The organism is Dyella marensis (assembly GCF_900112865.1).
GTDB lineage: Bacteria > Pseudomonadota > Gammaproteobacteria > Xanthomonadales > Rhodanobacteraceae > Dyella_D > Dyella_D marensis_A.
Window position 1 is genome coordinate 148,721 of record NZ_FONH01000005.1, and the last position, 12,867, is coordinate 161,587.

10 protein-coding genes are annotated in these 12,867 nt (G+C 67.7%); 1 reads left to right on the forward strand and 9 read right to left on the reverse strand.

Annotated features, from left to right (window positions below; all coding sequences use genetic code 11):
* Positions 1-1,029: 1,029 nt before the first annotated feature.
* The 8 genes from BM172_RS10240 to kdpF form a co-directional block, all read right to left on the reverse strand.
* Positions 1,030-1,725 carry a response regulator gene (locus BM172_RS10240; RefSeq protein WP_026635444.1) on the reverse strand — a complete coding sequence of 232 codons (696 nt, stop codon included), beginning with the start codon at positions 1,723-1,725 and terminating at the stop codon, positions 1,030-1,032.
* Complete coding sequence (locus tag BM172_RS10245; protein ID WP_026635445.1) at positions 1,725-4,379, reverse strand: sensor histidine kinase; 2,655 nt, start codon at positions 4,377-4,379, stop codon at positions 1,725-1,727. Before BM172_RS10245 ends, BM172_RS10240 begins: the two co-directional genes overlap by 1 nt.
* Before the next feature lie 222 nt (positions 4,380-4,601).
* Entirely contained in the window at positions 4,602-5,180 is a 579-nt protein-coding gene (kdpC, locus tag BM172_RS10250) for a potassium-transporting ATPase subunit KdpC (protein ID WP_026635446.1), read from the reverse strand.
* A gap of 10 nt (positions 5,181-5,190) precedes the next feature.
* The gene (locus BM172_RS10255) at positions 5,191-6,657 is read right to left on the reverse strand and encodes an outer membrane beta-barrel protein (protein ID WP_026635447.1); all 1,467 of its coding nucleotides are present in this window, start codon (positions 6,655-6,657) and stop codon (positions 5,191-5,193) included.
* A 62-nt stretch (positions 6,658-6,719) separates the two neighbouring features.
* Complete coding sequence (locus tag BM172_RS10260; RefSeq protein WP_026635448.1) at positions 6,720-6,911, reverse strand: hypothetical protein; 192 nt, start codon at positions 6,909-6,911, stop codon at positions 6,720-6,722.
* 25 nt (positions 6,912-6,936) lie between these two features.
* Complete coding sequence (gene kdpB, locus BM172_RS10265; protein ID WP_026635449.1) at positions 6,937-9,009, reverse strand: potassium-transporting ATPase subunit KdpB; 2,073 nt, start codon at positions 9,007-9,009, stop codon at positions 6,937-6,939.
* A 20-nt stretch (positions 9,010-9,029) separates the two neighbouring features.
* Positions 9,030-10,832 carry a potassium-transporting ATPase subunit KdpA gene (gene kdpA, locus BM172_RS10270; RefSeq protein WP_026635450.1) on the reverse strand — a complete coding sequence of 601 codons (1,803 nt, stop codon included), beginning with the start codon at positions 10,830-10,832 and terminating at the stop codon, positions 9,030-9,032.
* Positions 10,829-10,921, reverse strand: coding sequence for a K(+)-transporting ATPase subunit F (gene kdpF / locus BM172_RS10275; RefSeq protein WP_081805176.1), 93 nt, complete (start codon positions 10,919-10,921; stop codon positions 10,829-10,831). Before kdpF ends, kdpA begins: the two co-directional genes overlap by 4 nt.
* Before the next feature lie 337 nt (positions 10,922-11,258).
* Here kdpF and BM172_RS10280 point away from each other — a divergent pair, with 337 nt between their 5' ends.
* Positions 11,259-12,287: a TraB/GumN family protein gene (locus BM172_RS10280; protein WP_026635451.1), complete on the forward strand. Its 1,029-nt coding sequence runs from the start codon at positions 11,259-11,261 to the stop codon at positions 12,285-12,287.
* Positions 12,288-12,326: 39 nt separating this feature from the next.
* On the opposite strand, the gene BM172_RS10285 is transcribed toward BM172_RS10280, so the two are convergent.
* The gene (locus tag BM172_RS10285) at positions 12,327-12,860 is read right to left on the reverse strand and encodes a pseudouridine synthase (protein WP_026635452.1); all 534 of its coding nucleotides are present in this window, start codon (positions 12,858-12,860) and stop codon (positions 12,327-12,329) included.
* Positions 12,861-12,867: the final 7 nt, after the last annotated feature.

The window sequence follows — 12,867 nt, forward strand, 5'->3', positions numbered from 1 at the left end:
GGCTGAGAAGTCCCGTCGAACGCTGGGTATCAGCCTCGGGGCGCCACGCGCATGGCGCGGGAGCGGCCCCGCCACGCAGCGGACTTTTCGGAGCATGCAGTCGTGCCGCATGCCTGGCTTGCGCGCACAAAAATCCATCGAAGCGTGCGGGAAGGCCGGTCGCGCTCTCTGCGTGCATCGGATCGCTGCCATGCGATGCATCCCGCCAGGCTTCTTCGGCAGTTCGAACTCCCAATCACTTGCAAGGTACGAATGATCTGGAGTGCGAATCTCCTTATGGAGGTTTGCTTGGTGCGCGTTCGTAGCTGGAGCGTATCAGGCGCATTTCACGCTGCCGCTAAAGGCGAGCTATTTGAGAATTGTCCTAATAGTTGCTGCGCAAATTTCCTAATGCGCATGAGGCGAATCTTCGTAGCCGGATACGCGTCCTTACGGGAAAAATGGCGGACGTTGCGCGCCCGTTGCGGGCGAAGAACGTGTAGCGGCTGCGTGGTGCACGGGGGGTTCGGCCGAACGCCAGGCCCGCGTCGAAGCGAATGACCAGGCCAGGTCGGCGAATCGCTGTCGTTACGTGGATCGAAGATGTCGGCGGTAGTCAGCCGACGCGCGCAGTGGATCGGCTTCGGTCCGGCGCACGAAGTGGCCGTGCAGAACATGCTCATGGCGTGTCTCCTCTGGCGACGCGCCAGCCATCCCCGACCATGCGCGAAGTCGAAGGCGCGTCGTGCTTGCGGCGAATGAGTGACGATGGATCGGGCGAGCGCTAAGGCTTGCGTGGAACGGATGGCTGCATGGTTCCTCTCGGCCCGCGGTCGCGATGGACGTTGCGGGTCGACGGCGGGGTATGAATGATTCTTGTGCCCGACCGCTCGATGCTCCATCGCCTGTTGCTTCGGCTGCGGTGTCCAGGCGTCCGATAGCGCAACCGCGCCGTGCGGCGAGCGTGTCGAAACGATGTGGCATCGCGAAGGATCGCCGCGATCGGCCGCGATCGGCCGCGACGATTCGCAACCGCGATGAGCCGGCGCGTCAGCCGGCGAGGAAGCGGTAGCCGACGCCGGGTTCGGTCTTCAGCCAGCGCGGCTCGGCGGGGTCGTCGCCGAGCTTCTGGCGCAGCTTGCCCAGCACGATGCGCAGGTAGTGCGTGTCCTGCACGTGGGTCGGTCCCCAGATCTCACGCAGCAATTGCTGCTGCGTGACCACGCGGCCGGCATGCCGCAGCAGCATGGCGAGCACCGCGTATTCTTTTCGCGTGAGCGGGAGCGCCTCGCCGTCCAGATGCACTTCGCGCCGCGCCAGGTCGATGGCCAGGCGGCCGTCGTCGTAGCGTTGCGCCGCGGGCTCCGGTTCGCCCGGACGGTTGCGCAACAGCGCGCGCAGGCGTGCCATCAGCTCCTGGATGCCGAACGGCTTCGTCACGTAGTCGTTGGCGCCCGCATCGAGCGCGCGCACCTTTTCGCTCTCGGCATCGCGCACGGACAGCATCAGTACCGGCACCTGGGTCCACTGCCGCAGTTCCTTCAGCACCTCGTGCCCTTCGCGGTCGGGCAGGCCGATGTCCAGGATCACCAGGTCGGGCGAGCGCGTGGCCGCCTTGGCCAGGCCTTCCTCGGCGTTGGCGGCAAGCACCACCTCGTAGCCTTCGGCGCGGAGGCCGATGTCGAGGAATTTGCGGATCTGCGCCTCGTCGTCGATCACGAGCACGCAGGGTGCGGCGGCGGTCATCAAGGTGGCGTCGGCAGCGGCAGGGTGATGCGAATGGTGGTGCCGCCGCCGTCGCCGGGCAAGGCCTCCACCGAACCGCCGTGCGCACCGATCATGCCGCGGCAGATCGCCAGGCCCAGGCCGGTGCCCTGCGGCGCGCGGTCGCCGCGGGAGACCGAATAGAACATGTCGAAGATACGCGCGCGCTCGTCCTCGGGAATGCCGGGGCCGCGATCGACCACGTCGAGCACCAGCCGGTCGCCCTCGGTGCGCACCAGCACGCGCACCGCCTCGCCCGGCGGCGAGAAGCGCGCGGCGTTCTCCAGGATATTGAACAGGGCCTGCTCGATCAGTGCCGGGTGCACGTACAGCAGCAGGGTGCCGGTCGGCAGCATGGTGTCCACCTTCAGCTCGGGGAACAGCTTGTGCAGCCGCGTCACCGCGGCGGCGACGATCTCCGCCACGTCGGTCCAGTCGCGGTTGAGCTTGAGCGTGCCGTGGCCCAGCCGCGTCATGTCCAGCAGGTTCTGGATATAGCGGTCCAGGCGCTGGCCCTCGCCGAGGATGGCGTCGAGCAGTTCCTGGCGTTCCTGCGACGGCAGCTGCTCGCCGTAGCTGGACAGCGTGCCGGCAGAACCGATCATCGAGGCCAGCGGCGAGCGCAGATCGTGCGAGACGGAGGAGAGCAGGGCATTGCGCAGCCGCTCGGTCTCGCCCTGCACGCGCGCGCCTTCCAGCTCGTCGGCGAGGCGTGCGCGCTCCAGCGCCTGGCCGATGTCCTGCACCATGGCCATGGCCAGGCTGCGCTGGTCCGGCGAGAGATCGCGCTGCTCCGGCGCGAAACGCATCGCGGCGACACCCAGCGGCCGGCTCTCGCTGCCCAGCGGCAGTACCCAGCATGGCGCGGCGTTGAGCGTGTCGGTATAGCGTCCCGCCGGCTCGGCGTGCTTCTCGCTCCAGTCGGCGGCGCCGAGGTCCTGCGCGGCCAGGCGGAAATCGCGCGGCGACACCGACGCCACCTGCAACACGCGGCCCGGATCGCGCATCAGGATCGCCGCATCGCAGCGCAGCGCGCGCGCCAGCGCGGCGGCGCCGACGTCGCGGATGCCGCTGGCGTCGGTGCTGGCGGTGAGGCGCTGGCCCAGCGCCAGCAGGGCGCGCGCCTGCGCGTGCGCCGCGCGCATCGACTCCACCTGGCTGGACAGCCGCGTGGCCAGCCGGCTGCATACCAGCGCGGCGACGAAGAACAGGCACACCGCCAGCACGTCGTCGACGTTGGCGATCATCAAGGTGTAGCGCGGCGGCGCGAAGAAGAAGTTGTAGCCGACGAAGCACAGCGTCGCCGTATATACCGCCACCGCCATGCGCGTGCGCACCGCCACGACCAGCACGGCGGTGAGGAAGATCAGCGCCAGGTTGGCGACCGACAGGTAGCGGTCGGCGATGAAGGCCAGCACGAAGGCCACCAGCGCGGCGAGGGTGGCGTAGAGATATTCGCCGCGCCGCCCGCGTCCGCCCGGCATGCGCAGCCGCAGGCGCGACTGCGCACGTTCCGTCGGCGTGGCGATGATGGTCAGTTCCAGGTGCGCGCCGCGGCGCAGCAACTGCTGGGTCAGCGAGCGGCCGAGCATGCGCACCAGCGGGCGCTCGCGCGTGCGGCCGAGCAGGATCTGGCCGACGCCTTCGCGATCGGCATGGGCAAGGATCTCGTCGGCGACGGCGTGGCCGCGCAGCACGATGGCGTCGCCGCCCAGGCGGCGCGCCAGGCGCATCGCCGCATCCAGCTGCTCGCGGCGCTTGTCGTCCAGACCGGCGCCGGTATCGACGAAGGCCACGCTCCACGGCGCGCCGCGGCGCTCGGCGATGCGGCGCGCCACGCGCACCAGGTATTCGCTCTGCCCATGCCCGTCGATCGCGGCCAGCACGCGCCGCCGCACCGGCATGGCGCCGCCGCGCGCCAGCATGTGGCCGCGCAGGTCGCTGTCGACGTGGCCGGCGACGGTATCCACCGCCAGCTCGCGCAGCGCGGCGAGGTTGGTCGGCGAGAAGAACGCGTCCAATGCGGCCGCCGCCGTCTCCGGCACGTAGACCTTGCCCTGCTTCAGGCGCTGGATCAGCTCGCGCGGCGGCAGGTCGACCAGCACGATGTCGCGCGCGCGGTCGAGGAAGGCGTCCGGCACGGTCTCGCGCACGGTGACGTTGGTGATGCGCCGCACCTGGTCGTTGAGGCTTTCCAGGTGCTGCACATTGAGCGCGCTGTACACCTCGATGCCGGCATCGAGCAGCTCGGCGATGTCCTGCCAGCGCCGCTCGTGCCGCCCGCCGGGCAGGTTGCGATGGGCCAGTTCGTCGACCAGGAGCACCGCCGGCTTGCGCGCCAGCGCGGCGTCCAGGTCGAACTCGGTGAAGTCGCGGCCGCGATATTCGACCTGGCGGCGCGGCAGCACTTCCAGGCCGTCGACCAGCGCCTCGGTCTCGGCGCGGCCATGCGTTTCCACCAGCCCGATCACCACGTCCACGCCCTGGCGCTTCAGCTCGCGCGCGGCGGACAGCATGGCGAAGGTCTTGCCTACGCCAGGCGCGGCACCGAGGAAGATCTTCAGGCGGCGGTGACGCTCCTCCTGCACGCTGTCGAGCAGCGCGTCGGCGCGCAGGTCGCGGGAGAGGTCGGACATGGAGGCAGTGATCCCTGCTGGATGGTGCGTAATGTAATGCGGGTGGAGCGGGAAAAGCTTTACGCACGCAGTTAATGACGACTTACGAGCAGGAATCCTTCTCCCTCCGGGAGAAGGTGGCGGCAGCCGGATGAGGGTACGGGCGGAGTGCAACTCACCACTCCGCCCGTACCCTCACCCCCACCCCTCTCCCGGAGGGAGAGGGGCTCATTCCTCGCGTGGTTACTGCTTCGCCAACGCGTCCAGCGCCAGGTTGAGCTGCAGCACATTGACTCGCGGCTCGCCCAGCACGCCGAACTGCCGCCCGCTGGTGAAGCGCGCCACCAGCTGCTGCACCTTGGCCGGCTCCAGCCCGCGCGCCTTGGCCACGCGCGCCAGCTGGTACTGCGCCGCGGCCGGGCTGATTTCCGGGTCCAGGCCGCTGCCCGACGCCGTCACCAGCTCCACCGGCACCGGCGCGGCATTGCCGGGATCGGCCGCACGCAGCGCGTCGATGCGCTGCCTGGCCGCGTCGGTCAGCGCCGGATTGGTCGGCCCCTGGTTGGACGGCGTCGACGAGGCGCCGTTGTTGGCCATCGGCGCGGTCGCCGACGGCCGTCCCCAGAAGTACTTCGGCTCGGTGAAGGACTGGCCGATCAGGCGGGAGCCGACCGCCTTGCCGTCCCGGCTCACCAGGCTGCCGTTGGCCTGCGCCGGGAACAGCAGCTGGGCAAGCCCCGTCGTGGCCAGCGGATACAGCAGGCCCAGGATCGCCGTCATCAGCACCAGCATGGCGAGGGAATTGAGTATCAGCCGTTTCATGCGCTTTGCCTCAGTAGTGCAGGATCGCGTCCATCAACGCGGTCATCTGGTAGTTGCGGCGGCCGCGGTCGTAGATGGGCTGGTCGTACGAGCGCTCGTAGCGGATTTCCGGGCGCAGCTCCAGGTCCTGCGACACCCAGTGCGTCAGTCCCAGCGTATGGCTGGAATAGCGCGTGGCGAAGCCGGTGCGCTGGCCTTGCAGGTCGCGGTAGTACTCGTTGCGGAACGAGAGCATGTTCTTCGGGTCGAGCTCGAAGTTGAGATAGTTGACGATGCCGTACGCGCCGGCCTGGCCGGGCGTGGTGGCCGAGCCCGGCACGCCGGGAATGCCGTCCTGGCCGTAGCCGGGAATATTGCGGCCATAGATGCGGTAGGCCTCGGTCAACATGTGCACGTCCTTGCTGAAGCGATGGCCCCAGGTGGTCACGTACATCTGGATGTTGTTGTAGTTGTAGTCCGACTTGTTCCAGTTGTTGATGCAGGGGTAGAGCATGTCGTTGTTGTCGGCCGATACCCAGCGCACGCAGGCCTGCAGCGAGGGACGCGCGGAGTGGTTCCACACCGCTACGTCATTGCCGCCATTGACACCCACCTGCACCGTCCACTGATCGCTGAGCTTGGTGGTGGTCATCACGCCCATCTGCGTATAGGGGTCGACCGTGTACAGGATGGAATGGGTCAGCAGGTAGTTGTTCGGCGAGAACTGCGCCTCGATATCCGGCAGCGACAGGTAACGGCCGACGCGCACGTTCATGCCCTGCGCCACCGACGGGAAATACACGTCCACGTAGAACAGCATCGGATCGACGCCGTAGGTCTTGCCTGGCAGCGGCTGGTCGGCGCGCGGGTTGTTCAGCAGCTGGTTGCTGAAGACGCCCTTCATGGTCGTGTAGTGGTAGTCGTAGCCGTACAGCAGGTCCAGGTGCACGCCCCAGTCGACATGGTCGGTCTGCACGGTGTCCGGCACGCGCTCGATGCGGAACAGGAACTGGTTGAACTCCACCCGGTTCGGACGCGTGGCATACGACAACGGATAGTTGGTGTGGCTGGACGAGCTGATGTTGACCGACGGGTTGATCCAGCCGTACACCTCGAGGCGGTTGTCTTTCATCCAGTGGCCGAGCTTGGTGCAGGACAAAGCCTTTTCCAGTGGATACTGGCTGTTGAGGTTGGGCACGCCGATCGGATACGCCACGCCGCCAAGCTGCCATTCGGCCGAGGGAAACGGCGGCGCGTCGAACGGCGATGCCATTGCGCGGCGCGCCGGCGCCGGCGCATTCGGGTCGGCCGGCTGCGCGTCTTCGCGATAGGCCGCGGCCAGGCGGCTGAAGAAGCCGGCGGAGCAGTCCTCGCTGGAGACGACGGGAGCGCCCGGCGCGGGCCCCAGGTCCGAGGCGACGGCCTGGTCGGCCATGGCTTCGCCAGCCGGTGCCAGCGCGAGCAGAACCGCGAACGCGAGTGCCTTCTTGTGTTGCATAAAGTCCTGTGAGAACCGGTCCGCGAGGACCGCCTTGTCTTGGTTGGAGAGAGAGTTGGAGCTCAGATGCCGGCGTAGCCGCCGAGCACGTAATCGTTCTGTTCGGGTGTTGCGGCCTCGTCGCTGCCGCGCACGCGTGTGCGGGCCGGCAGGGCGATCACCACATCGCAGGCGGCGTCATCGGCCGACAAGCGCAGTTCGACGCCATCGTGATCGGTATCGGGAAGAGACACGGAGAGTTTCAGGGTCTGCATGGATGTCACCTCGGAGGCGGTGTGCTCAGGCCAGGCCGAGCAGCACCAGAATCAGGTCGATCAGCTTGATGCCCAGGAACGGCACCGCGATACCGCCCAGCCCGTACACCAGCAGGTTGCGGCGCAGCAGCGCGCCCGCGCCCAGCGCGCGATACTTCACGCCCTTCAGCGCCAGCGGAATCAGGAACACGATGATCAGCGCGTTGAAGATCACCGCCGACAGGATCGCGCTCTGCGGCGTGGCCAGCTTCATCACGTTCAGCGCATTGAGCGCGGGGTAGGTGGTGGCGAACGCGGCCGGGATAATCGCGAAATACTTGGCGATGTCGTTGGCGATCGAGAACGTGGTCAGCGCGCCGCGCGTGATCAGCATCTGCTTGCCGATCTCCACCACCTCGATCAGCTTGGTCGGGTTGGAATCGAGGTCGACCATGTTGCCGGCTTCTTTCGCCGCCTGCGTGCCGGTGTTCATCGCCACCGCCACGTCGGCCTGGGCCAGCGCCGGCGCATCGTTGGTGCCGTCGCCGCACATCGCCACCAGGCGGTTCTCGGCCTGGATCTTGCGGATCAGCTTCAGCTTCGCTTCCGGCGTGGCCTCGGCGAGGAAGTCATCGACGCCGGCTTCGGCCGCGATGGCGGCGGCGGTGAGCGGATTGTCGCCGGTGATCATGATGGTCTTGATGCCCATCCGGCGCATTTCGGCGAAGCGCTCGCGGATGCCGCCCTTGACGATGTCCTTCAGCTCGATCACGCCGAGCGCGGTGCTGCCCTCGACCACGATCAGCGGGGTGGCGCCGCGGCGCGCGACGTCTTCCGCCATGCGCTTGACCAGCGGCGGCAGGTGGCTGCCGGCGGCGTCGAGATAGCGCTCGACCGCATCGAGCGCACCCTTGCGGATGCGGCGCTCGCCGACGTCGACACCGCTCATGCGGGTCTGCGCGGTGAACGGTACGAACACCGCGTGCGTATCTTCGATGTGACGCTCGCGCAGGCCGAAGCGCTCCTTGGCCAGCACCACCACGCTGCGGCCCTCCGGCGTTTCGTCGGCCAGCGAGGCGAGCTGCGCGGCGTCGGCCAGGATCGCTTCCTCCACGCCCGGCGCCGGCATGAAGGCCACCGCCTGGCGGTTGCCCAGGGTGATGGTGCCGGTCTTGTCCAGCAGCAGCACGTCGACGTCGCCGGCCGCTTCCACCGCGCGGCCGGAGGTGGCGATCACGTTGGCGCGGATCATGCGGTCCATGCCGGCGATGCCGATGGCCGAGAGCAGGGCGCCGATGGTGGTCGGGATCAGGCATACCAGCAGGGCGATCAGCACGGTGAGCGTGATCGGGTTGCCGTGGCCGCTGGCCTGCACGCTGTAGATCGAATACGGCAGCAGGGTGGCGCAGGCCAGCAGGAAGATCAGGGTGAACTTGGCCAGCATGATGGTCAGCGCGATCTCGTTCGGCGTCTTGCGCCGCGCGGCGCCTTCCACCATCGCGATCATGCGGTCCAGGAAGCTCTCGCCCGGGTTGGCGGTGATGCGCACCACCAGCCAGTCCGACAGCACGCGGGTACCGCCGGTGACCGCGCTGCGGTCGCCGCCGGATTCGCGGATCACCGGCGCGGATTCGCCGGTGATCGCGCTCTCGTCGACGCTGGCGGCGCCGACGACCACTTCGCCGTCGCCGGGCAGCTGCTCGCCGGCGTCGACCAGCACGTGGTCGCCGGTGCGCAGCTCGCTGGAGGGGACGAAGCTCACCGCCGCGTCGCGCTGCGGCGCGGCCAGCTTCTTGGCGATCACGTCCTTGCGCGTGCCGCGCAGCGCGGCGGCCTGCGCCTTGCCGCGGCCTTCGGCCAGCGCCTCGGCGAAGTTGGCGAACAGCAGGGTGAACCACAGCCACACCGTCACCCAGAAGATGAAGCCGGTCGGCGCCTCGCCGTGCCCGGACAGCGCCTGGCCCCACAACAGGGTGGTCAGCACGCTGCACACGAACACCACGAACATCACCGGGTTGCGGAACTGCTGGCGCGGCGACAGTTTGCGGAACGAGTCCGCGATGGCCTTGAGGATCAGGTTGCGGTCGAAGCTGCGTACCGCGTGCGTATGCGAGGTCATGGAACGAAAGTCCCTGGAATTCAGTGGGCCGAGATCAGGAATTCGGCGATCGGGCCGAGCGCGAGCGCGGGCAGGAAGGTCAGTGCGCCCACCACGATCACCACGCAGGCCAGCAGCGTGACGAACAGCGGCGTATGCGTGGGCAGGGTGCCCGCCGAGGGCGGCACGTGGCGCTTGGCGGCCAGCGAGCCGGCCATGGCCAGCATCGCGATGGCCAGCGGGAAGCGGGCGATGAACATGCACAGGCCGGTCAGCACGTTCCAGAACGGGGTGTTGGCGGAGAGACCGCCGAACGCGCTGCCGTTGTTGTTCGAGGCGGAGGTCACCGCGTACAGGATCTCGCTGAAGCCATGCGCGCCCGGGTTGGCCACGCCCGCCACGCCGGCCGGCGCCATCACCGCGACCGCCGTGCCCACCACCACCAGCGCGCAGGGAATCAGCACGGCCAGGCTGGCCATCTTCATCTCGTGCGCTTCGATCTTCTTGCCCAGGTATTCCGGCGTGCGGCCCACCATCAGGCCGGCGATGAACACCGCCACCACCGCGAAGGCGAGCATGCCGTACAGGCCTGAGCCGACGCCGCCGAAGATCACCTCGCCCAGCTGCATCAGCCACATCGGCACCAGGCCGCCCAGCGGGGTGAGCGAGTCGTGCGCGTTGTTCACCGCGCCGCAGGAGGCGGCCGTGGTGATGGCGGTGAACAGGCCGCTGGCGGCGATGCCGAAGCGGGTTTCCTTGCCTTCCATATTGCCGCCGGACTGCAGTGCGCTGGCCTGCTGGTCGACGCCTAAGCCGTGCAGCGCCGGGTTGCCGGCCTGCTCGGCGGCGACCGCGCCGATCGCCAGCGGCACGAAGATCAACAGCATGGTGGCGAGGATCGCCCAGCCCTGGCGGCGGTCGCCGACCAGCACGCCGAAGCTGTAGCAGAGGCCGCCGGGGATCAGGAAGATCGCCAGCATCTCCAGGAAGTTGGCAAACGGCGTCGGGTTCTCGTACGGGTGCGCCGAGTTGGCATTGAAGAAGCCGCCGCCGTTGGTGCCCAGTTGCTTGATCGCGATCTGCGAGGCGGCCGGGCCCATCGGCAGGGTCTGCACCGTCGCCGGCGACTCCTTGGTCAGCGGATTGCCCTTGGCATCCTTCAGCGGATTGCCGTCGGCGTCTTTCAGCTGCTCGACCTGGGTGATGTGCTGGGTCAGCGGCACGTCGACATAGGGCTTGAGGTTCTGCACCACGCCCTGCGAGACCAGCAGCAGGCTGAGGATCAGCGAGAACGGCAGCAGGATGTACAGCGTGCTGCGCGTCAGGTCGACCCAGAAGTTGCCGATCGACAGCGAGCTGCGCCGCGAGAAGCCGCGCACCACCGCCACCAGCACCGCGATGCCGGTGGCCGCCGAGAGAAAGTTCTGCACCGCCAGGCCCAGCATCTGGGTCAGGTAGCTCATCGTGCTTTCGCCGCCGTAGCCCTGCCAGTTGGTGTTGCTGGCGAAGCTGATCGCGGTGTTGATCGCCGAGTCCGGCGTCACCGCGCCGAAATGCTGCGGATTGAGCGGCAGCCACTGCTGCACGCGCTGCAGCAGATACACGGCCAGCAGGCCGAGCATGTTGAACACCAGCATGGCGATGGCGTAGCGGCGCCAGCCCATGTCCTCGTCGGCGCGGATGCCGCAGAGGCGATACAGCAGGCGCTCGACCGGCGCGCCGAAGCGCGTCACCCGGTTGGGCGCGTCGGCGAAGACCTGGGCCATGTAGCTGCCGACCGGCTTGATCAGCAGCAACAGCACGACCAGGAAAACGGCGACCTGGATAAAGTCATTGGTGGTCATTCGAACCACTCCGGCTTGAGCAGGGCCACGCACAGGTAGCCGAGCAGGGCTACCGCGATCACGGCGGCCACGGCGTAGAAGAAAGTCATGGGGAAAATCCCGCTAAGGCGCGTCGGGAGGAGCCGCGGAAACCGCGGCGGTCAGGGGCGTCGACCGAGCCGATCGCAGATCAGCAGGAAGCCGATCGTGACGGCGAACAGCACGAACGAGAACAGCAGATAGAGAGCGTCCATGGCGAACGAAGTACCGGCAATGCAACGGTGCGCATTGTCGGAACCCGGGTATAAGAAAGGGGTAGCGAATCGCGGGCGGGGCGTATAGAACGCGTAAAATTTCGTGGAAACTTTCGCGCCACGCCGGAGTCCGACCACCGTCCCCGGTCCCGGCCTGGAAGGCCGCCCGCCCCTCCCCCGGAGCTTCGAACGTATGCGCCTGGTCTCGCTTGCCCTTTGCCTGGCGCTGTGCGCCGCCGCCCCCGCCTTCGCACAGGAAGCACCGCCCGCACCGGCGCCTGCCGCCTCGGTGACCAACCTGGAATCGGTGGTGGTCAGCGGGGTGGTGCCCGGACCCGGCCTGTGGAAGGTGAGCAAGGGCGATCACGTGATGTACGTGCTCGGCACCTTGTCGCCGCTGCCGGAACACATGCAATGGAAGACCGACGAGGTGGAAGGCGTGATCGCCGCCTCGCAAGAAGTGCTGTCTTCCCCCTCGGTATCGATCAAGCCGAAGGCGAGCTTTTTCGGAAAACTATTCCTGCTGCCTTCGCTGATCGGCGCGCGCAAGAACCCGGATGGCGTCACCCTGCAGCAGGCAGTGCCGGCGGACCAGTACGCACGCTGGATGGTGCTCAAGCAGAAGTACATCGGCAACGATCGCAGCATCGAAAGCTGGCGCCCGATCTTCGCAGCGGTCGAGCTGTACGAGAAGGCGGTCAAGCGCAGCGGCCTCAATGCCTCCGGCGGCGTCAAGGACATGGTCCGCGAGCTGGCCAGGAAGCATGGTGTGAAGGTCAGCGCGACGCGCTACGAGATGGTGATCGAGGAGCCGCGCGCGGCGCTGAAGATCTTCAAGACCTCCTCGATGGAGGACCAGCAGTGCTTCAGCCAGACGCTGGACACGGTGGAGCACGGATTGGGCAACGTCACCGCACGAGCGAATGCCTGGGCGGTCGGCGACATCGAGGCCCTGCGCGGCTTGCCGATGAACGATCAGCGCGAGGCCTGCATCGAGGCGATCACCGGTGCGGGGTTTGCGGAGAAGCTCGGCTTGAAGGACGTGCCGGGGAAGGTCGAGGCGACCTGGATGGCGGCGGTGGATCGCGCGGTGGGCGCGAATGCGCAGACCTTTGCGTTGTTGCCGATGGAGGAGGTGTTGTCGCCGAAGGGGTTGCTGGCGAAGTTGAAAGCCCGCGGCTATACCGTTACGGCGCCGGATGAGGAAGAGTCGACACCTTAGGCCCGCGCAGGTTGGGGTTCGCCTGCGGCTCACCCCAGCCTACGCAATGACTCGCGTCTCCCCCGGCGCCAACCCATCCAGCGCATAACCCCCCACACTCACCCGTATCAACCGCAACGTCGGAAACCCCGCCGCTGCGGTCATCCGCCGCACCTGCCGGTTGCGCCCTTCGCGCAGGGTCACCGTGATCCAGCTGGTCGGGATGTTCTTGCGGAAGCGCACCGGCGGGTCGCGCGGCCACAGCCACTGCGGCTCGACCGCATGCTCGACACCGGCCGGCAAGGTCGGCCCATCGTTGAGTGCCACGCCTCGCCGCAGCTGTGCCACTGCCTCGTCGGTGATCGCCCCATCCACCTGCACCAGGTACGTCTTCGGCTGCTTGTGTCGCGGATCGGTCAGCTGGTGCGCAAGCCTGCCGTCATCGGTGAGCAGCAACAAGCCTTCGCTGTCGTAGTCGAGCCGCCCCGCCGGATACACCTCTTTCTGGCGCACGAACTCGGCCAGCGTCCGCTTGTCCCCCTCGGGACTGAACTGGCACAGCACATTGAACGGCTTGTTGAGCGCCAGCAGCATGCGCCGC

Coding starts and splice junctions, on each gene's coding strand:
- BM172_RS10240 (WP_026635444.1), bottom strand. CDS start 1,725: ATGACCGCCGCCGCACCCTGCGTGCTCGTGATCGACGACGAGGCGCAG.
- BM172_RS10245 (WP_026635445.1), bottom strand. CDS start 4,379: ATGTCCGACCTCTCCCGCGACCTGCGCGCCGACGCGCTGCTCGACAGC.
- kdpC (WP_026635446.1), bottom strand. CDS start 5,180: ATGAAACGGCTGATACTCAATTCCCTCGCCATGCTGGTGCTGATGACG.
- BM172_RS10255 (WP_026635447.1), bottom strand. CDS start 6,657: ATGCAACACAAGAAGGCACTCGCGTTCGCGGTTCTGCTCGCGCTGGCA.
- BM172_RS10260 (WP_026635448.1), bottom strand. CDS start 6,911: ATGCAGACCCTGAAACTCTCCGTGTCTCTTCCCGATACCGATCACGAT.
- kdpB (WP_026635449.1), bottom strand. CDS start 9,009: ATGACCTCGCATACGCACGCGGTACGCAGCTTCGACCGCAACCTGATC.
- kdpA (WP_026635450.1), bottom strand. CDS start 10,832: ATGACCACCAATGACTTTATCCAGGTCGCCGTTTTCCTGGTCGTGCTG.
- kdpF (WP_081805176.1), bottom strand. CDS start 10,921: ATGACTTTCTTCTACGCCGTGGCCGCCGTGATCGCGGTAGCCCTGCTC.
- BM172_RS10280 (WP_026635451.1), top strand. CDS start 11,259: ATGCGCCTGGTCTCGCTTGCCCTTTGCCTGGCGCTGTGCGCCGCCGCC.
- BM172_RS10285 (WP_026635452.1), bottom strand. CDS start 12,860: ATGCTGCTGGCGCTCAACAAGCCGTTCAATGTGCTGTGCCAGTTCAGT.